14 protein-coding genes are annotated in these 17,768 nt (G+C 64.9%); 8 read left to right on the top strand and 6 right to left on the bottom strand.

The window, feature by feature from the left end; genetic code table 11:
- Positions 1-57 precede the first annotated feature (57 nt).
- Entirely contained in the window at positions 58-1,428 is a 1,371-nt protein-coding gene (locus ACTTAI_RS02910; protein ID WP_444454140.1) for a glutamate--cysteine ligase, read from the top strand.
- A gap of 75 nt (positions 1,429-1,503) precedes the next feature.
- Here the strand turns inward: ACTTAI_RS02910 and ACTTAI_RS02905 are convergent, their stop codons facing one another.
- Positions 1,504-2,550 (bottom strand): NAD(P)/FAD-dependent oxidoreductase, encoded by a 1,047-nt coding sequence (locus ACTTAI_RS02905; protein WP_444454138.1) that lies wholly within the window; start codon positions 2,548-2,550, stop codon positions 1,504-1,506.
- 53 nt (positions 2,551-2,603) lie between these two features.
- On the opposite strand from ACTTAI_RS02905, the gene mnmD reads away from it, so the two are divergent.
- Both mnmD and ACTTAI_RS02895 read left to right on the top strand, forming a co-directional pair.
- Positions 2,604-3,269, top strand: coding sequence for a tRNA (5-methylaminomethyl-2-thiouridine)(34)-methyltransferase MnmD (gene mnmD, locus ACTTAI_RS02900; protein WP_444454136.1), 666 nt, complete (start codon positions 2,604-2,606; stop codon positions 3,267-3,269).
- On the top strand, positions 3,266-4,144 hold the full coding sequence (locus tag ACTTAI_RS02895) for a DMT family transporter (RefSeq protein ID WP_444454134.1): 879 nt from the start codon (positions 3,266-3,268) through the stop codon (positions 4,142-4,144). Before mnmD ends, ACTTAI_RS02895 begins: the two co-directional genes overlap by 4 nt.
- Before the next feature lie 27 nt (positions 4,145-4,171).
- Here the strand turns inward: ACTTAI_RS02895 and ACTTAI_RS02890 are convergent, their stop codons facing one another.
- Positions 4,172-6,118, bottom strand: a complete 1,947-nt coding sequence (locus ACTTAI_RS02890; protein ID WP_444454132.1) for a transglycosylase SLT domain-containing protein — start codon at positions 6,116-6,118, stop codon at positions 4,172-4,174.
- A 138-nt stretch (positions 6,119-6,256) separates the two neighbouring features.
- Between ACTTAI_RS02890 and dapA the strand changes: the two genes are divergently transcribed.
- Entirely contained in the window at positions 6,257-7,129 is an 873-nt protein-coding gene (gene dapA / locus ACTTAI_RS02885) for a 4-hydroxy-tetrahydrodipicolinate synthase (protein ID WP_444454131.1), read from the top strand.
- 151 nt (positions 7,130-7,280) lie between these two features.
- Here dapA and ACTTAI_RS02880 read toward each other — a convergent pair whose 3' ends face one another.
- The 3 genes from ACTTAI_RS02880 to nhaD all read right to left on the bottom strand — a co-directional run bounded on the left by ACTTAI_RS02880 (position 7,281) and on the right by nhaD (position 11,500).
- Positions 7,281-8,660, bottom strand: a complete 1,380-nt coding sequence (locus ACTTAI_RS02880) for a glutamine synthetase family protein (RefSeq protein ID WP_444454129.1) — start codon at positions 8,658-8,660, stop codon at positions 7,281-7,283.
- A 1-nt stretch (position 8,661) separates the two neighbouring features.
- Entirely contained in the window at positions 8,662-10,032 is a 1,371-nt protein-coding gene (locus ACTTAI_RS02875; protein ID WP_444454127.1) for an aspartate aminotransferase family protein, read from the bottom strand.
- Between the two features lie 163 nt (positions 10,033-10,195).
- Complete coding sequence (gene nhaD / locus ACTTAI_RS02870; protein WP_444454126.1) at positions 10,196-11,500, bottom strand: sodium:proton antiporter NhaD; 1,305 nt, start codon at positions 11,498-11,500, stop codon at positions 10,196-10,198.
- A 460-nt stretch (positions 11,501-11,960) separates the two neighbouring features.
- Here nhaD and ACTTAI_RS02865 point away from each other — a divergent pair, with 460 nt between their 5' ends.
- Genes ACTTAI_RS02865 through ACTTAI_RS02850 form a run of 4 tightly spaced genes read left to right on the top strand, consistent with a single transcriptional unit; the run spans position 11,961 to position 16,722 of the window.
- On the top strand, positions 11,961-13,565 hold the full coding sequence (locus tag ACTTAI_RS02865) for a glucan biosynthesis protein (protein ID WP_444455689.1): 1,605 nt from the start codon (positions 11,961-11,963) through the stop codon (positions 13,563-13,565).
- A complete protein-coding gene (locus ACTTAI_RS02860) occupies positions 13,562-13,762 on the top strand; it encodes a hypothetical protein (RefSeq protein ID WP_444454124.1) in 201 nt (66 codons plus the stop codon). The genes ACTTAI_RS02865 and ACTTAI_RS02860 overlap by 4 nt, the downstream gene beginning before the upstream one ends.
- Before the next feature lie 4 nt (positions 13,763-13,766).
- A complete protein-coding gene (mdoH, locus tag ACTTAI_RS02855; RefSeq protein WP_444454122.1) occupies positions 13,767-15,572 on the top strand; it encodes a glucans biosynthesis glucosyltransferase MdoH in 1,806 nt (601 codons plus the stop codon).
- Entirely contained in the window at positions 15,565-16,722 is a 1,158-nt protein-coding gene (locus tag ACTTAI_RS02850; RefSeq protein ID WP_444454120.1) for an OpgC family protein, read from the top strand. Before mdoH ends, ACTTAI_RS02850 begins: the two co-directional genes overlap by 8 nt.
- A 49-nt stretch (positions 16,723-16,771) precedes the next feature.
- On the opposite strand, the gene ACTTAI_RS02845 is transcribed toward ACTTAI_RS02850, so the two are convergent.
- On the bottom strand, positions 16,772-17,662 hold the full coding sequence (locus ACTTAI_RS02845) for a LysR family transcriptional regulator (protein WP_444454118.1): 891 nt from the start codon (positions 17,660-17,662) through the stop codon (positions 16,772-16,774).
- Positions 17,663-17,768 lie beyond the last annotated feature (106 nt).

Raw genomic sequence — 17,768 nt, 5'->3', positions numbered from 1 at the left:
TTGACTTGGCGGCGCGGAAGAACCACCTGTTGTGTCCCAACGGAAAGAGAGGGTCCGATGTCCATTCCCCAGCAGGGCGGCGGCCCGATCGAAGACTTCAGCCAGTTGGCCGAATATCTGGCCTCGGGCGAGAAGCCGAAAAGTGACTGGCGCATCGGCACCGAGCACGAGAAATTCGGCTATTGCAAGGATGCGCTGAAGCCCCTGCCCTATGACGGCCCGCGCTCGATCCGGGCGATGCTGGAAGGCCTGCAGCAGGTCTTCGGCTGGGAACCGGTACTGGAAGGCGGCAATATCATCGGCCTGACCCGCAATGGCGCCAATGTCAGCCTTGAACCGGGCGGGCAGCTGGAGCTGTCGGGCGCGCCGCTCGAAACCCTGCACCAGACCTGTGAGGAAGTGAACGAACACCTGACCGAGGTGCACCGGATCGCCGACCGCATCGGGGCGAAGTTCATCGGGCTGGGCGCGGCGCCGGAATGGTCGGCCGAGGAAATGCCGATGATGCCGAAGGGGCGCTATCGGCTGATGAACAGCTACATGGACAAGGTCGGCACCATGGGCAAGACGATGATGTATCGGACCTGCACCGTGCAGGTGAACCTCGACTTTGCGTCCGAGGCCGACATGGTGAAGAAGATGCGGGTGGCGCTGGCGCTGCAACCCGTGGCGACCGCCTTGTTCGCGAACTCGCCCTTCCTTGACGGCAAGCCGAACGGGATGAAATCCTGGCGCGCGAACATCTGGCAAAACCTCGATCCGGCGCGGACCGGCATGCTGCCCTTCTTCTTCGAGGACGGCATGGGCTATGAACGCTATGTCGATTACGTCCTCGATGTGCCGATGTATTTCGTCTACCGCGACGGCCAATATATCAACGCACTCGGCCAATCGTTCCGCGATTTCCTGAAGGGCGAATTGCCCGCCCTGCCCGGCGAGAAACCGACGCTGTCAGACTGGGCGGACCATCTGACCACCGTCTTCCCTGAAGCCCGGGTGAAGAAATACATCGAGATGCGCGGCGCCGATGGCGGCCCGTGGCGGCGTCTGTGCGCCCTGCCCGCGTTCTGGGTCGGGCTGATGTACGACCAAGGCGCGCTCGATGCGGCCTGGGATCTGGTCAAGGACTGGGATGGTGAGACCCGCGATGGTCTGCGCGTCTCTGCCGCCAAGCACGCCCTGCAAGCCGAGTGCAATGGCGTGAAGATGCATGATCTGGCGCGCGAGGTGGTGGCGATCTCGAAAGCCGGTCTTGCCGCGCGCAAGATCCCCGGCGCAGGCGGGCTGATCCCGGACGAGACCTATTTCCTCAACGCGCTCGAAGAAAGCATCGACACCGGCCGCGTTCCCGCCGACGAGCTGCTCGAAAAATACCACGGCGTCTGGAAGGGCGATCTGTCCCGCATCTACGGCGAATACAGCTACTGAACGCCTGCTTTTTCTTGGCGCAAATACGCCCTTTTCGAACCGATGTCCCGACCTCGCGGCCGGGACATCTTGAGTTCAGAGGTTGTCCTCGACCCGGAACCCCGCCGGGATCGCGTCGATACCCTCAAGCACCAGATCGGCCATCACCTGCGCCACTTTCGGCGCCATGCCGAAGCCGATCTTGAAACCGCCATTGACGATGAAATGCCCCTCGCGCCCCGGCCAGGCGCCCAGCATCGGCGAGCGCGAGACCGAGCGCGGCCGCACATTCGCCCAGCGCTCGATCACCTCGGCGCCCTGCAACGCAGGCACCAGCGCGCGGGCACGCTCCAGCACCGCCTCCAGCTGATCATCGGTCGCGGTCGGGTCGGTGTAGCTGCGCTCGGCGGTCGAGCCGACACCCACCGTGCCATTCGCATGCGGCACCACCAGCACACCATCGGCAAAGATCTGCGGCACCGGGCCGGGATCGAGCTTCAGGATCGCCGACTGGCCCTTGACGCCGTTGCCGACTTCCTTGCCGAAAGCCGCCGAAAGCTCTTCAAGCCCCGCAAGCCCGGTCGCATGCAGCACGATGCCCTCGTCCGCGGCCTCGCCAAAGACGATCTCGCCGCCCAAAGCCTCGATCGCCGCCGCCAAAGCCGCCGCGGCCCCGCGCGGCGAGGCCCGGCCGGAAAGCGTATCGTGAATGACGAGCCCCGTCGGCGTAAGGGGTGCAAAGGCGCCGAAGTCACTCACCGGCGCAATGCGCCAAAGATAGTCCGTGCCCCAGTTCGTCGCCGCATCCTTGGCCCGCAGCTCGGCCAGCGTCACCGCCGCCTGATCGGCGAGCGGCTGCAGCCGCCCGATCCGCGCAAAGCCCGCGTCCTTGCCGCCGACCTCTTTCACCCCCGCCCAGAACGTCTCCGACATCACCAGACTATCGAACTGGAATTGCTTCTTCGGGTTCCATTGATCCGGCACATGCGGCGAAAGCATCCCCACGGTCCCGCCCGACGACCCCGCGCCGATCCGATCCCGCTCGATCAGCCGCACCTTTGCCCCCCGCCGCGCCAGTTCATAGGCGCAGGCCAGACCAAAAACCCCGCCGCCGCGCACCGTCACCCGATCTGCTCTTGCCATCGCCAGCCCCTTTCGCCACTCTCCGCGTCAAATCCCCACAGGCACTACCCCCGATGACCTCCCCAGACCAGAGCCCGGCCGCGCTTGCGTGGCGCGACGGATCGACGCCCGTTTCGACCCGTTTCGACGACCCGTATTTCAGCCTTGCCGGAGGTCTGAACGAAACCCGCCATGTCTTTCTGGCAGGCAACGACCTGCCCACCCGCCTGCGACCGGGCTTTCACGTCGCAGAACTGGGCTTCGGCACCGGGCTCAATCTGCTGGCCCTCGCGCTCTCCACCGACCAGCCGATCCGCTTCACCAGCTTCGAGGCCTTCCCGATGTCGGCCGCCGAAATGGCCCGCGCCCATACCGCCTTTCCCGAGGTCGAACCGATCGCGGAACCGCTCATTGCCGCAATGCAGTATGGAGAAACGCAGTTTTCGCTGCGCAGCATTTCCGTGACGCTGATCCTTGGCGATGTCCGCGAGACACTGCCGACTTGGGATGAAAAAGCCGACGCCTGGTTCCTTGACGGCTTTTCCCCGGCAAAGAACCCCGAGATGTGGGGCGAGGATCTGATGGCCGAGGTCGGCCGTCACACCGCGCCCGGCGGCACCTTCGCCACTTATTCCGCCGCGGGCTTCGTGCGCCGCGGCCTTGCGGCGGCGGGCTTCACCGTCTCCCGCGCCCCCGGCTACGCGGGCAAACGCCACATGAGCCGCGGAGTGAAAACATGAGAGCGACCCAGAACATCGGCCGCGGCATCTGGTTGATGGTGATCGTCACCATCATCTTCTCGCTTCAGGATGCAATCTCGCGCCATCTCTCGGGTGCGTATAACGTCTATATGGTGGTGACGATCCGCTACTGGTTCTTCGCGCTCTTCACCCTGACCATCGCCGCCCGTTCCTCGGGCGGGCTGCGCGCGGCGCTGGCAACGCAACAACCGCTTTTGCAAACCGTCCGCGCCCTGCTTCTGGTCTTCGAGATCGTGATCGTCATTCAGGCCTTCGTGCATCTTGGCCTGATCGAGACGCATGCGGTCTTTGCCGCCTATCCGCTGCTCGTCGCGGCCCTGTCTGGCCCGGTGCTGGGCGAAACCGTCGGCTGGCGGCGCTGGACGGCCATCGGCATTGGCTTTGTCGGCATCCTGATCATCCTGCAACCGGGATATGGCGTCTTCCGCCCGCAGGCGGTGATCCCGCTCTTCGGCGCCTTCCTGTTTGCGCTTTATTCGCTGCTGACCCGCTTTGCTGCGCGCAAGGACGCGGCCTCGGTCTCGTTCTACTGGACAGGGCTGATCGGCGCGCTGGCGATGACACCGCTCGGCCTGATCTTCTGGCAACCGATGATCGCCACCGACTGGCTCTGGATGGGAGCGCTGTGCCTGACCGCGGTCACGGCGCATTTCCTCTTGATCCGCGCCTATGAAATCGCCGAGGCCTCGGCGATCCAGCCCTTTGCCTATCTGCAACTCGTCTGGGTCTCGGGGATCGGGATCTGGATCTTTGGTGACATCCTGCGCCCCAACGTTGCCCTTGGCGCCGGGGTCGTCGTCTGTGCGGGCCTGTTCACGCTCTGGCGCGCCCGCGCCAAGGCCGAAACCCCCTGATCTTCTTGGCCCAAATACGCCCTTGCCTCACCAGTTGCCGCGCAATTCGTCGGTAAACCGAACCGCGCCGGCATCAGGGCGGCCCAATCTCGCACGATAGACGGGCAGGCTTTCCGCTACTCGCATCACATAGGTTCGGGTCTCGGTGAAGGGGATCATCTCGACCCATTCGACGACATCGACGGTGGGCTGGCGCGGATCGCCGCGCTCGGTGATCCAGCGCCGCGGCCGACCCGGACCGGCATTGTAGCCCGCCGCGATCAGCACCGGCGAGGTGCCGAATTCCTCTTCAAGCTTTGCCAGATATTCGGACCCCAGCCGCACGTTGTAGGACGGGTCCGTGGTCAGCCGTTTCAGATCGTAGGGCTCGCCCAGTTTCTTCGCCATCATCTTCGCCGTCTCGGGCATCAGCTGCATCATGCCGCGCGCGCCGACAGGACTGACCACGGCCGGGTCGAATTCGCTTTCGCGCCGCGCGATCGACAGGGCCAATTCCTCGGGGACCACCAATCCCTTGGGGTTCAGCTCGGGCAAAGGATAATAGGCGCGCGTCAGCACCACCCCCTCGTTCGCCGCGCGCTTGGCCAGAAGCAACATCAGATGCGCGTCGCGCCATTCCTCGGCCAGCCTTGCGAGCGGGGCAATCTGCTCGGGCGGCAGACTTTCCTCCAGATGCAGCAAGAAGCGCTCGGCCAGATCGCGCGCCCCTGCCGCCTGCAACAACTGCGCCGCCTGAAAGACCGGATCACTCACGAAGGGCGCGGATTTCCAGTCGGGCAGCGCGGGCGGGGCGGCAAAGGCGGGGTCGAGCGGCGCGCCGATGCGTTCGGCACACAAAAGCCCGTAAAAGGCGGTCTGCCACTGCGCGCCTTCGACATAGGCCTGATCCGCCTCGGCCACCCGGCCAATCACCTCAAGCGCCCGGCCACGCCAATAGGCGGCGCGGGATTTCGAGATCGGCGTGCTGACCCCGGCATCCAGCGCCTCGAAATGCTCAAGCCCCGTCGGCGCATCACCGAGCTTCAGCGCCGCAAAGCCCGCGAGCCATTCCAGATCGCCCCAATCCGGATCGTCCGAGGGCAGGCGGTGCCGCGCCGCGATCTTGTAGGCCAGCCGCGCATCGCCCTTGCGCAGGAAGAACCGCGCCAGCTGCCCGCGCAGATCGGACCAGAGCTTCGGATCGCCAAGGCTTTCGGCGTTCTTTGAAAACTGCAGCACGATCTCGGCCGCGCCATCTTCCATGTCATTGCGCCAGCGCCAGACCGCCCGGTCGCGCGCCAGCCCGCTCGAGCCCGCCAGCCGCTCCGGCACCGCCTTCACCAGCGCATCCACGCCCTTGGCCCGCGACTGCAGCGCGATCCGCGCTTGGGCCACGGCCTTCGTGCCCGGGGTCACAAGGGGCAGCATCGCACGGGCCTGCGCAAGGCGACCCTGATCCAGCGCCGCCTGCATCCGCCCGCCGTGGAACGGTGCGACCAGATCGGCGTGACGATCCAGGAAAGCCGCCTGCTCTTCGGGGGAAAGATCAAGGCTGCGCCAGGCCTCCTCGGCCACGGCAGCGGCCTTGTCCTTCTGCCCGAGCGCCAACCGCGCCTCGATCAGCGCCAGCGCGCCGGTGCCGGTCTGCGGCGGCGTATCGCCGAAATAGGCTACGATCTCGGCCGGATTGGCACTTGCAAGCTGCGCCTCGCCCTTCTTGCGCAGAAGCTCCATGCCCGGCCAATCCTCCCGGCGGGCCGAGAAATCCGCGTAATCGGCGAAACTCCCCGCGCCCGCCCGCAGGCGCTGCCATTCGATGATATCGAAGGCCAAAGGACCGGAAAGCCGGGCCTCGGCCTCGGCCTGATCCCAGTTGGTCTTCGCGGCCAGCTGCAGCGCAAGTCTCAGCGCAACGGGGTCATCGGCCCGCCCGGACAACGGGAAGAGCACAAGGCAAGCGGCCAGCAGAGCGGCGATGGATCGGGGTCTGGTCATGAGCCTGTGCATGCGTTTTCAACAGCCTGCGCGCAAGGCGTGATCGTTGCAATTCACAAGTTGGCAAGACCGAATGCCTCGCCTATGGTCCGCGCGACTTTCACTCAGGCGAATCCGCCCAAACCTCAGGAGCGTGTCATGTTCAAAGGGTCCTTCCCCGCACTCGTCACGCCGTTCAAGAACGGCGCAGTCGATTGGGACACGCTCAAGAAGCTTGTGGACTGGCATATCGCTCAGGGCAGCCACGGCATCGTGCCGGTGGGCACGACCGGCGAAAGCCCGACGCTGAGCCATGAAGAGCATAACGAAGTCGTGCGTGTCGTGGTGGAAACCGCGGCGAAGCGCGTGCCGGTGATCGCGGGCGCGGGCTCGAATGCAACGGCCGAGGGGATCGAACTGATCCGCCACGCCGAGGAAAACGGCGCCGATGCGGCGCTGGTGGTGACGCCCTATTACAACAAGCCGACGCAGCGGGGCATGGTGGCGCATTTCAAAGCGATGCATGACGCCTGCAATCTGCCGATCATCATCTACAACATCCCCGGCCGCTCGGTCGTGGACATGATGCCCGAGACGATGGGGCAATTGGCGCAACTGCCGCGGATCGTCGGGGTGAAGGATGCGACCGGCGATCTGAGCCGCGTCGCGAAGCAGCGCATGACCTGCGGCGCCGAGTTCGTCCAGCTCTCGGGCGAAGATGCGACGGCGGTGGGCTTCAACGCCATGGGCGGCGTCGGCTGCATTTCGGTGACCGCGAACGTCGCGCCGAAGCTTTGCGCGGAAATGCAGGAAGCCACCCTGCGCGGCGATTACGCGAAAGCGCTGAAATATCAGGATCTGCTGCTGCCGCTGCATATCGCGATCTTCATGGAGCCGGGCGTGGCCGGAGCGAAATATGCGATGTCGAAGCTCGGGCTCTGCAGCCCCGAGGTGCGGCTGCCGCTGACCGAACTGACGGACAGCACCAAGGCCGCACTTGATGCGGCGATGAAACACGCCGGGTTGATCTGAGCTCTGCGCAAATTACGACCGACGCAAGGGGCTCTGCCCCCCGTCTTGCTTTCAGCAAGCCTCCCCCCGAGGTATTTCGGGCAAGATGAAAGGGGCTTGTTTCATCTTGCCCGAAATACCTCGGGGGTCTGGGGGCAGAGCCCCCAGCCTTTCAAACGTTGTGCAGGTAAAGCGCGTAATCCACATCGGCGATCCAGCGGGCGACGCGGCCATGTTCCGCCGCCTTGATCGCGGTGAAGGTGCGGTGCATGTCCTCGCCCAGCGCGTCTTTCAGGAACTCGGAGGCGGTCGCCGCCTCGATCGCCTCGCGCCAGTCGCGCGGGATTTTCAGTGCGTCGTCGCCAGCATAGCCATTGCCCGTCGTTTCCGGGCCTGGGTCGATGCGATGCTTCAACCCGTGGCGGATCCCCGCCAGAACCGTCGCCGCGACCAGATAGGGGTTCGCATCGACGCCTGAGGGCCGATGCTCGATCCGCCGCGCCTTGATGTCCCCTGCCGGGATGCGAAGCGCCACCGAGCGGTTGTTCACCCCCCAGCTGGGCGAGACCGGCGCGTAGCTTTGGCCAACGAAGCGGCGCCAGGAATTGCCATGCGGGGCAAAGACCAGCATCGACTCGCCCATCGTCTGGCGCAGACCGCCGATGGCGTGGCGGATGCTGTCGGTCCAGATCCCCTCGACCTCCTCGGCGAAGATGTTCCGGCCGGTCGCGTCGCAGAGGCTGACGTGGAAATGCATCCCCGAGCCCGCATATTTCTCGATCGGTTTCGCCATGAAACAGGCGGTCACGCCATGCCGCCGCGCCTGCAGCCGGACGATGCGTTTCAAGCGCACCAGATCATCGGCGGCCTGCATCACATCGGTCCGGTAATGCAGCGTCAGCTCGTATTGCCCGGGCGCATATTCGGAAATCACCGTCTCGGCCTTGATCCCCATCGCCTCGGCGGCGCGGTAGATGTCGCTGAACAAGGGCTCCATCCCGTGCAGGTGATCGACCGAATAGACCTCGGTCCAATCCGAGCGCCGCCCGTCCAGAACCGCCGCCGCGGGCCGAACGCCCTGCGTGGTGTCGGGATCGAGGAGGAAGAACTCGAGCTCGAACGCGCCCGCCGGATACAGCCCCTCGTCGGCCATCGCCTGCACCTGCCGGGCCAGCGCATGGCGCGGGTCCGAGGTCATCAGCGCGCCATCGAGGTGATACATGCTCATCAGCACCTCGCCGCGCGGCGGGTTGGTGCCATGCAACGCCTTCAGCGTGCCGGGAATGGGCCAGGCGCGCAGATCGCCGTCGCCCTGATCCCAGATCAGGCCGGTCTCGTGCACATCCTCGCCAACGATATCGAGGCCAAGGATCGAAATCGGCAGGTGGCGGCCGCCCTTGTAGAGCCCCATCAGCTCGTGGCGGCGGATGATCTTGCCGCGACCGATGCCGTTCGCATCGTGCAGCACGATGTCGAAAGCCTCGATCGAGGGATGGGCGGCCAGGAAATCTTCGGCTTCTTGCGGGGTGGAGCCGGTCGGCGATTGGGTCATGTCAGGTCTCGAACAATTGGGCCGTCACGGCGTCGAAGGCGGCGATCAGGCGGTCGATCTGCGCGCGCGTCGTGGCGGGCGAAATCAGCATCATGTTGTGGAAGGGGGCGATCAGGCAGCCCCGGTTCAGAAGGCCGATGTGCAACGCGGCTTCCAGCGCGGGGGCATGGGCCGTGGCGGCGTCGGAGCCGGTGCGCAGCGGTCCCGGGGCGCAGATGAACTCGACCCGGGCGCCGACGCGGACGACATGCCACGGCGCTTTGCGGCGTTTGACCACCTTCGAAAGGCCAGCGCATAGCCGCGCTGCGCCCACCTCCATCCGGGCGTAATTGGTGGGCGTCATCACCTGCGAGAGGGTGGCGACAAGCGCCGCGAATTGCAGCGGATTGGCGGAAAGCGTCGTGCCCATGCCGCTATGGCCCGAAGGCCGCGTCGCGTCATAAGCGGCGAAGCGGGTGGCGATCTCGGGGCTCAGGCCCCAGACCGCGGTGGGCACGCCGCCCGCCACGCATTTGCCGACCACGAAGATATCGGGGCGCAGGCCATGCACGCGGGTGTAGCCGCCACGGCCCGAGGAAATCGTGTGGGTTTCATCGATGATCAGCACCGCGCCGTAGCGGGTGGCGAGATCGCGCAGACCCTCGTGAAAACCCGGCGCGGGCAGGACCATGCAGGAGTTGGTCATCACCGGCTCGGTCAGGATCGCGGCGACATCGCCCGCCGCCAGCGCCTGCTCGACGGCGGCGAGATCGTTGAAGGGGACGACGACAGCGACGAGAGACAGATCCTCGACCTGCCCCACCAGCCCCGGACGGGCGACGGTTTTGCCGCCCTCAAGGCAGACCATCGCATCATCGACCGTGCCGTGATAGCAGCCATCGAAGACCAGAACCTTTGGCCGCCCGGTCACCGCGCGGGCGACGCGCAGGGCGAAGCGGTTGGCATCGGTCGCGGTCGTCGCCACCTGCCAGCGCATCGGACCGAAGACATCACAGAGCAGCTGACCCGCCTGCAGCGCCGCCTCGGTCGGCAGCATGTAAGTCAGCCCCGCCCCCGCCTGCGCGCGGATCGCCCGGGCGACGGGCGCGGGCGAATGGCCGAACATCGAGCCGGTGTCACCCAGACAGAAATCATCGATCCGGTGGCCGTCGAGATCCTCGATCACCGCGCCTTTCGCGGCGGCCACCAGCATCGGGAAGGGCTGCGGCCAGTCGCGCATCCAGTGCATCGGCACGCCCGAAAGCCACGGGCTGGCCCCCGCCTGAAGCGCCGCGCGCGTGCGCGGACGGGCCGCGGCATAGACCTCGGCCTCCTGGGCCGCAAAGGCGGCGATACGGGCTGCGGCAACGCCGCCGATCTGGGTTTCGGACATGGCTCCCTCCGGCTTCACCTGACCATGCCCGAAGCGCCAAGGCAACGCCCGGGCAGCAGCCATTTCGGCGCGCGGTCATGCATGGAACACATATGTGCCACCGCAAGGCGCAAAGAAAAAGGCCCGGGACGCGGGTCCCGGGCCTTTCGGATGTCGGTCAGGATCAGAAGTGATGCGCGTTGATCACCAGATGCGCGCCGATCGCCACGAAATAGCCCAGCGCAATCGCCCAGGCCCATTTCAGATGGCCCGAGAAGGTGTATTGCCCGCGTGCCTGCCCCATCAGCGCGACGCCTGCGGCCGAGCCGATCGACAGGATCGAGCCGCCGACGCCGCAGGTCAGCGTGATCAGCAGCCATTGCCCGTGGCTCATCACCGGGTCCATGGTCAGCACCGCGAACATCAGGGGAATATTGTCCACCACGGCCGACAGCAGACCAAGGATCGTATTCGCCGCCGTCGCCCCAAGCCCTTGATAAAGCGCAACAGAAACCATGTCGAGGTAGCCAAGAACCCCCAGACCGCCGACGGCGAAGATGATCCCGAAGAAGAACAGCAGCGTGTCCCATTCCACCCGCTCGAACTGCTTGAAGCTGTCCAGAACCAGCTCCTCATGGTGGCGCTTGTGGCCCGTCATGGTGAGGAAATAGGAAAAGATCTGCAGATAGCCGAGGCCAAGCATCATCCCCATCGCGGGCGGCAGCGACAGGAAGTTCTTGAAGCTGACCGCGGTGACGATGGTGGCGGCAAAGAGCCAGACCACCCCGGCGCCACCCGGCTTCATCGTGCCCCGATCCTCGGTCGCGGCAGGGGATTCGTTCGGGATCGCAAAGGACATGATCACCGCCGGAACCAGCCAGTTCAGCAGCGAGGGGATGACGAGGACAAAGAATTCAAAGAACTCGATCTTGCCCTTTTGCCAGACCATCAGCGTGGTGATGTCGCCAAAGGGGGTGAAGGCGCCGCCCGCATTCGCCGCGACGACGGTCGAGATACAGGAAAGGGTGACGAATTTCGGCGAGGTCCGGCCTACGGCCATCACCACGGCCCCCATCACCAGCGCCGTCGTCAGGTTGTCGAGCACACCCGAGAGCAGGAAGGACAAGAAACCGGTGAAGAAAAACAGCTTGCGATAGCTCAGGCCGAGCCCCACCAGTTTCGCGCGCAGCGCGTCGAAGACCCGGCGTTCTTCCATCGTGTTGACGTAGGTGATCGCGACAAGCAGGAACAACAGCAGCTCGCCATATTCCTCGACCACATGGATGGCCTTTTCATGCGCCACTTCCGAAAGGCCGTGGCTCGCATAAGCGACGCCGATCAGCGTCCAGATCAGCCCGGCGGCAAGCATCACCGGCTTCGACTTGCGCATGTGGGTGGTCTCTTCCATCACCACGAGCGCATAGGCGCCAAGAAAGATCATCACCGACAGAATGCCGAAGATGCTTCCGGTCAGATCGAGTTGGTCCATGGTCCCTCCGGCTGTTTTGATCGGTTTATCCAGCCTGACCGGGTGTCACAAGAGCACCCGCGCCCCCCGCTCACAGGCTGGCACGAGGACTGCGCGGCGCGGCGCAATCTGCGGGCCGAACGGCCGCGACTCACCTCCGACCTCGGGCGCGGAGCGGCCCTTTGCAGCTGCGGAAAAACCGGCCTGAACCGGCTAAAACATGTATCAAAATCGGGAAAATCGGCTTTGCCTGCGCAGAATGCGCAACTTCCTGACCGATGCGCGGGAAGTTGCGCAACTTTGCGCCAAAACAGGCGGGACAGCGCCCATTTGACACATCTGTTACGCAAACTCTCTTGCCAGTTTTTCAGCACTGTGACTATAGAAACGGCAAACAGGGACGCCCTTGCGCGGCCTTTGGAACTATCTGACTTTGCATAGAAAACAGATGCCCTCCAGCCGTAACGAAGCCTCCACCATGATGACTCGCCGCCACCTTCTGGTCACGCTCTCCTCGGCTGCCATTCTGGCCGGGACGGGGGCAGTGCCGCGCAGTGCCTATGCGCAGGAAACGACGCCCCCGGCGCCGATCGACGTGCCCGCTGCCGCGCCGCAGAAACCGTTCAGCTTCGACACGCTGGCTGAAGAGATGCGCGCCCTTGCCGCCGCCGGTCCCGATGCGCCGGTCGTGCTGCCCGACAGCTTCCTCAACCAGCTCACCTATGACCTTTACCGGCTCATTCGCTTCGATCCGGCGCGGGCCCGGTTTGCCGATGTCGAGCGCACGCATTTCCAGCTGCATGCCTTCCACATGGGCTGGCTGTTCAAGGAACCCGTTCTGCTGAACGAGGTGGTGAACGGTCAGACCCTGCCGATGGGCTTTGACACCGACGATTTCATCTACGAGCGCGAAAGCCGCGACAAGGTTCCGCTGCATGCCGCGCTGCCGGGTGTTGCGGGCTTCCGCCTGCACACGCCGCTCAACCGCCCCGATGTCTTCGACGAGCTTGTGGCCTTCCAGGGTGCGTCCTACTTCCGCGCCCTTGGCCGCAATTCGGCCTATGGCCTGTCGTCGCGCGGGCTGGCGGTGAACACCGGCCTGTCGGTGGCCGAGGAATTCCCGCGCTTCACCCGTTTCTGGATCCAGCGCCCCGAGCCGGGTGGCGAGACGATCACGGTCTGGGCCGCACTCGAAAGCGCGTCGTTGACCGGCGCCTATCAATTCGTGATCCGTCCGGGCTTCGAGACGGTGATGGATGTGACAGCGCGTCTGTTCTTCCGCGCCGATATCGACCAGCTGGGCATCGCGCCCTTGACCTCGATGTTCCTCTTTGCGGAACGCAACCGGGCGAAGTTCGACGATTACCGGCCGAACGTGCATGACAGCGACGGTCTGGGCATCGTGCGCGCCGATGGCGACATCCTGTGGCGTCCGCTGGCGAACCCGCCGCGGCTGGCCTCGTCCTATTTCTCGGAAACCGCGCCGAAGTCCTTTGGTCTGTATCAGCGCGACCGCGAATTCGACCATTATCAGGACGATGCGGCGCATTACGAAAAGCGTCCCTCCTGCGTGGTCGAGCCCGTGGGCGACTGGGGCAAAGGCGTGATCCGTCTGGTCGAGATCCCCTCGGATCTGGAAGTGAACGACAACATCGTGGCGTTCTGGATCCCCGATGCACCGGCAAAGGCGGGCGAAAGCCGCGAATTCAGCTATCGGCTGCGCTGGGGCGACATCGAATTCGAAGATTTCGACGACCGCGCCCATGTCAAGGAAACCCGCACCGGCGAGGGTGGCGTTTCCGGCGTGCAGAACACCGATGGCACCCGCAAGTTCGTGATCGACTTCGTCGGCGGGCTGATGGACAGCCTCGGCCATGACGAGGCCGAGAACCTGACCATCGTCGCCAACGCCTGGAACGGCGAAATCGTGACGAAGGTACTTTCCCGCAACACCACCGACGGAATCTGGCGTCTTGTCATGGACGTGAAGCCGACCGGGGGTGACACCGTCGAACTGGCTGCCCATATCGCTGGATATGGTCGCAAGCTGACCGAAACCTGGCTCTATCAATGGATCCACGCATGACCGCGCATACCTCCTCCCTCTCTGCGCTCGCGTCCGAAGCCGTGCTGTCGCCCGATGCGCTGATCGCAGGCCCCTGCGCCCTTCCGGTGGCGCCGATGGCGATGCCGCATCAGGTGATCGAATCCCAAAGTGGCCTGATCCGCCGCCTGCTGACCGGCCTGCATCTGCAGGCGGCGCCTGCCGGCACCGGCCACTGAGATCATGGCGCTCTCGCTCGCCTCACGCGCAGGGCTCTATGCCCTGCGTTTTCTTGCCATCGCCTTCAGCTTGCTGGCGGGGATCGGCGCTTTCATCCTGTTCCTGCAGTTCGGCTCGGTCGACGGGATCGACGCGCTGGATGTGACGCGGGCGGTGCTGATCCTGATCTCGACGCAATGGCTCGCACTGGGGGCCACCGTGGCGATGATCGGCCTGCCGAGCCGCGCCCGACCGCCGAAATACGACCCGAAAGCCCCGATCAAGGGCCGCACCGTCGTGCTGGTCCCGGTCTACAACGAAGACCCGCTGGTGACCTTTGCCCGCATCGCCGCGATGGATGCCTCGCTGGCCGCGACGGGCGACACCGCCGAAGTGCATTTCGCCGTTCTGTCCGACACCCGCAACGATCTGATCGCCGCGCGGGAAAAGCTGATCTTCGCGCGTCTGGTGGCGGAACGGAATGCGATTGGCCGCTTCTTCTATCGGCGGCGCGAGCTGAACACCGGCAAGAAAGCGGGCAATATCGAGGATTTCATCACCCGCTCCGGCGGGGCTTACGATTATGCGGTGATCCTTGACGCCGACAGCCTGATGGAAGGCGAGACGATCCTGCAGATGGTCCGCCGGATGGAGGCCGAGCCGCGTCTGGGCCTGTTGCAAACGCTGCCCAAGGTGATCCGCGCCCGCTCGCGCTTTGGCCGCGCGATGCAATTTGCCGCCGCCTTCTTCTCGCCCGTCTTCGCCCGTGGTCTGGCGATGGTGCAGGGCGAGACCGGCCCGTTCTGGGGCCACAATGCCATCGTGCGCACCCGCGCCTTTGCCGAAAGCTGCGGCCTGCCCGCGCTGAAGGGCAAGCCGCCGTTCGGCGGTCACGTGATGAGCCACGACTACGTCGAGGCCGCCCTGCTCGCCCGCGGCGGCTGGATTGTGCGGCTCGATGACGATCTCGGCGGCAGCTACGAGGAAGGCCCGGAAAACATCGTCGATCACGCCAAGCGCGACCGTCGCTGGTGCCAGGGCAACTTGCAGCACAGCCGGATCATCGGCGCCCCCGGCCTGCGGCTCTGGTCGCGGTTCGTGTTCTCGCAAGGGATCATGGCCTATATCGCGCCGCTGTTCTGGGTGGGCTTCATCCTTGCCTCGATCGCCGCGCCGCTGATGGCGCCGCCGCCGGATTACTTCCCCACGCCCTACTGGCCGATTCCCTATTTCCCGCCGTCCGAAGCCTCGAAGGCGATCAGCCTTGCCATCGGCATCTTCGGCCTTCTGTTCCTGCCGAAGGTTCTGATTGCCCTGCGCATGTCGGTGACGGGTGCGGCAAAAGGTTTCGGGGGACCGATCCTCGCCTTCGCCTCGACGCTGTCGGAACTGGCGCTGTCCTCGATCACTGCCCCGGTGCTGCTGATGTATTCGACCCGTTCGGTGATGCAGGTAGTGATGGGCCGCGACGGCGGCTGGCCCACCAACAACCGCGGCGATGGCACGCTGAGCCTCAAGGACAGCTTTGCCGCCTCGCACTGGATCGTGACCATCGGCCTTGTGGGCTTGATGACGACCTGGTTCTTTGCCCCCGGCCTGCTGCTGTGGCTTCTGCCCGTCGGCCTGCCGATGGTCTTCGCGCCGGTGATCCTCTCGTGGTCCTCGCGGCCCTCGCGGTCACGGCTGATGGGGGTTCCCAGCGAATATGCGAAACCGGCCGTGGTGAAGCTGCATGACGAAGTGCTCAATCGTTGGGCACTTGACGTAGAGGCCGAACAGGAACAAGACGCGCGACAACCGAAGAAAGAGTTGTCCGCGCATCATGGCTGATCATACCCACGCACCGCTTCCGAGCGGCGCCCGCGACCCCCGGCTGGATTTCTTCCGGGGCGTCAGCCTCGTGATGATCTACATGAACCATGTGCCGGGGACGATCTACGAGAACTTCACCTCGCGCAATTATGGCCTGTCGGACGCAGCCGAGGGCTTCGTCTTCATGTCCGGCTGCGCGGCGGCACTGGCCTACGGCCCGAAGATCAAGGACGGGCTGAACTGGCCCGGCATCCGCAAATGCTGGGGCCGGGCCTGGCTTCTGTATCTGGTGCATATCTTCATCTCGGCCTGGGCGATCGCGATTGCCTCGGGCGCGACGCTGTGGTTCGGCGGCGGCGAGATGCTCAAGCACAATGCCTTCGCCCCGCTGACCGAGACCCCCCTCGCCTTCCTTGTCGGCATCGCGACGCTCGGCCATCAGCTTGGCTATGTGAACATCCTGCCGATGTATGCGGTGCTTCTGCTCTGGGCGCCGTTCCTGATCCGCTTGGGACAAAAGAAACCGATGGGGCTTTTGGCCTTTACCGTCGGGCTTTGGGCCTTTGCGGGCTGGTATGGGCTCGATCTGCCGAACTATCCGTTTGACGGCGGCTGGTTCTTCAACCCGTTCTCGTGGCAGCTCCTGTTTTCGCTCGGCATCCTGACCGGGCTGTTCCTGCGCCGGGGCGAACGCTTCGTGCCGGTCTGGAAATGGCTGATGGTGCCCGCGGTGATCTGGCTCGTCTTCAGCGCCTTTTGGGCGCAATCGCCCGATCTGCAGGCGAAGTTCGGCCATGTGATCTGGCAGATCCTGCAATATGACGTGCCGCGGTTCCTTGTCGATTTCGACAAGACCTATGTGTCCGGGCCGCGACTGACGCATTTTCTGGCTCTTGCCTACATGCTCTCGCTGCCTTGGCTCGTGCCCTCGATCGCCGCATCGCGGGTGATGAAACCGATCCGCACCATGGGCAAGCAGGGGCTGCAGGTCTTTGCGCTCGGAACCGTGCTGGCGATCTTTTCGCAGGCGGTGAAGACCTCGCATCCGGGCGGGTTCTGGCAGGATACCGTGCTGATCCTGGGCGGTCTGACCGTGCAATGGGCCTTTGCGGCGGTGCGCGAATACATCAAGCCGCATCCGACCGCGCCGAAACCGGCGAACGCCTGAAACAAAGGCCAGACAGCAAAGCCCTGCGCTTTCCGTCTGGCCGGGTTTTCTAAACCCCCGGGTCGAGTCGCACGGCGGCCGAGCGCAGCGCCTTCAGCGCGGCCTGCACCTTCGGCGTGCGATGCAGATCGACATGGGTCACCAGCCAGAACGGGCTGTCCCATTCCGTCATCGGCGCCACCACCTCGACCAGCCGCGGAATCGCCCGCCCCTGCAGCACCGGCAGGAAGCCGAGCCCAAGGCCCGCTTCGATCGCCGCCTGCTGCGAGCCCATCTCGTTCGCCATGAAGACCATCGCCTCGGGCGGCACCTGCCCGGCAAGCCAGCGGAAGAACGGCGCCCGGCTTTCGCGACTGTCGGGACCGACAAAACGATGCCCCGCCAGATCCTGCGCCCCCTTCGGCCGCCCGTAGCGCTCGATATATTCCGGCGCCGCATAAAGCGCAGTGCGGTTCACCCCCAGCTGGCTGACGACATTGTCCGGCTCGGTCGGCCGGGCCCCCGCCCGGATCGCCACATGCGCTTCGCCATATTCCAGACGGAAGACCCGCGGATCGGTGATGTAGCGCAAAACCAGCGCCGGATGCGCCCGCATCAGCTCGGCCATCGCCGGCATCACCAGCGCCGCCAAAGCCGGCAACGAGGTCAGGATCAGCTCGCCCCGCATCTCCTCGCCCGCCCCGGCAATGCGGGCGGCCAGCTGGGCGAACTGATCCTCGGTCGCCTGACCGACGGCCAGCAACTGCTGCCCCGCCTCGGTCGGCGTGTATCCCCGCGGATGGCGTTGAAACAGTTTCGTGCCAAGACGCGTCTCAAGCGCATCGACGTGGCGGATGACGGTGGCGTGATGCACCCCCAGAACCTCCGCAGCCCCTGACACCGTTCCCATCCGGGCGACCTGATAAGCAGTCCGGATCTCGTCCCAGTTCTCGAAGCGCATTCGTGCACCCATGAACAAACATGCCACAAGCATGTGTATTTTGTTTGGATATGCAATTACGCACTTCGCCGCGGGCAGGCAAGCCCAAGCAGAGGACGTTGACTCC

The sequence above is a fragment of the Rhodobacter capsulatus genome (genome assembly GCF_052363175.1).
Lineage (GTDB): Bacteria > Pseudomonadota > Alphaproteobacteria > Rhodobacterales > Rhodobacteraceae > Rhodobacter > Rhodobacter capsulatus_D.
This window is presented reverse-complemented; position numbering and strand designations above follow the sequence as displayed.

What these genes read in the sequence shown, in the direction of transcription:
- nhaD (WP_444454126.1), bottom strand. Translation starts at nt 11,500, where the DNA reads ATGGACCAACTCGATCTGACCGGAAGCATCTTCGGCATTCTGTCGGTG.
- ACTTAI_RS02910 (WP_444454140.1), top strand. Translation starts at nt 58, where the DNA reads ATGTCCATTCCCCAGCAGGGCGGCGGCCCGATCGAAGACTTCAGCCAG.
- ACTTAI_RS02890 (WP_444454132.1), bottom strand. Translation starts at nt 6,118, where the DNA reads ATGACCAGACCCCGATCCATCGCCGCTCTGCTGGCCGCTTGCCTTGTG.
- ACTTAI_RS02865 (WP_444455689.1), top strand. Translation starts at nt 11,961, where the DNA reads ATGACTCGCCGCCACCTTCTGGTCACGCTCTCCTCGGCTGCCATTCTG.
- ACTTAI_RS02895 (WP_444454134.1), top strand. Translation starts at nt 3,266, where the DNA reads ATGAGAGCGACCCAGAACATCGGCCGCGGCATCTGGTTGATGGTGATC.
- ACTTAI_RS02875 (WP_444454127.1), bottom strand. Translation starts at nt 10,032, where the DNA reads ATGTCCGAAACCCAGATCGGCGGCGTTGCCGCAGCCCGTATCGCCGCC.
- ACTTAI_RS02850 (WP_444454120.1), top strand. Translation starts at nt 15,565, where the DNA reads ATGGCTGATCATACCCACGCACCGCTTCCGAGCGGCGCCCGCGACCCC.
- ACTTAI_RS02880 (WP_444454129.1), bottom strand. Translation starts at nt 8,660, where the DNA reads ATGACCCAATCGCCGACCGGCTCCACCCCGCAAGAAGCCGAAGATTTC.
- ACTTAI_RS02845 (WP_444454118.1), bottom strand. Translation starts at nt 17,662, where the DNA reads ATGCGCTTCGAGAACTGGGACGAGATCCGGACTGCTTATCAGGTCGCC.
- mnmD (WP_444454136.1), top strand. Translation starts at nt 2,604, where the DNA reads ATGACCTCCCCAGACCAGAGCCCGGCCGCGCTTGCGTGGCGCGACGGA.
- ACTTAI_RS02905 (WP_444454138.1), bottom strand. Translation starts at nt 2,550, where the DNA reads ATGGCAAGAGCAGATCGGGTGACGGTGCGCGGCGGCGGGGTTTTTGGT.
- dapA (WP_444454131.1), top strand. Translation starts at nt 6,257, where the DNA reads ATGTTCAAAGGGTCCTTCCCCGCACTCGTCACGCCGTTCAAGAACGGC.
- ACTTAI_RS02860 (WP_444454124.1), top strand. Translation starts at nt 13,562, where the DNA reads ATGACCGCGCATACCTCCTCCCTCTCTGCGCTCGCGTCCGAAGCCGTG.
- mdoH (WP_444454122.1), top strand. Translation starts at nt 13,767, where the DNA reads ATGGCGCTCTCGCTCGCCTCACGCGCAGGGCTCTATGCCCTGCGTTTT.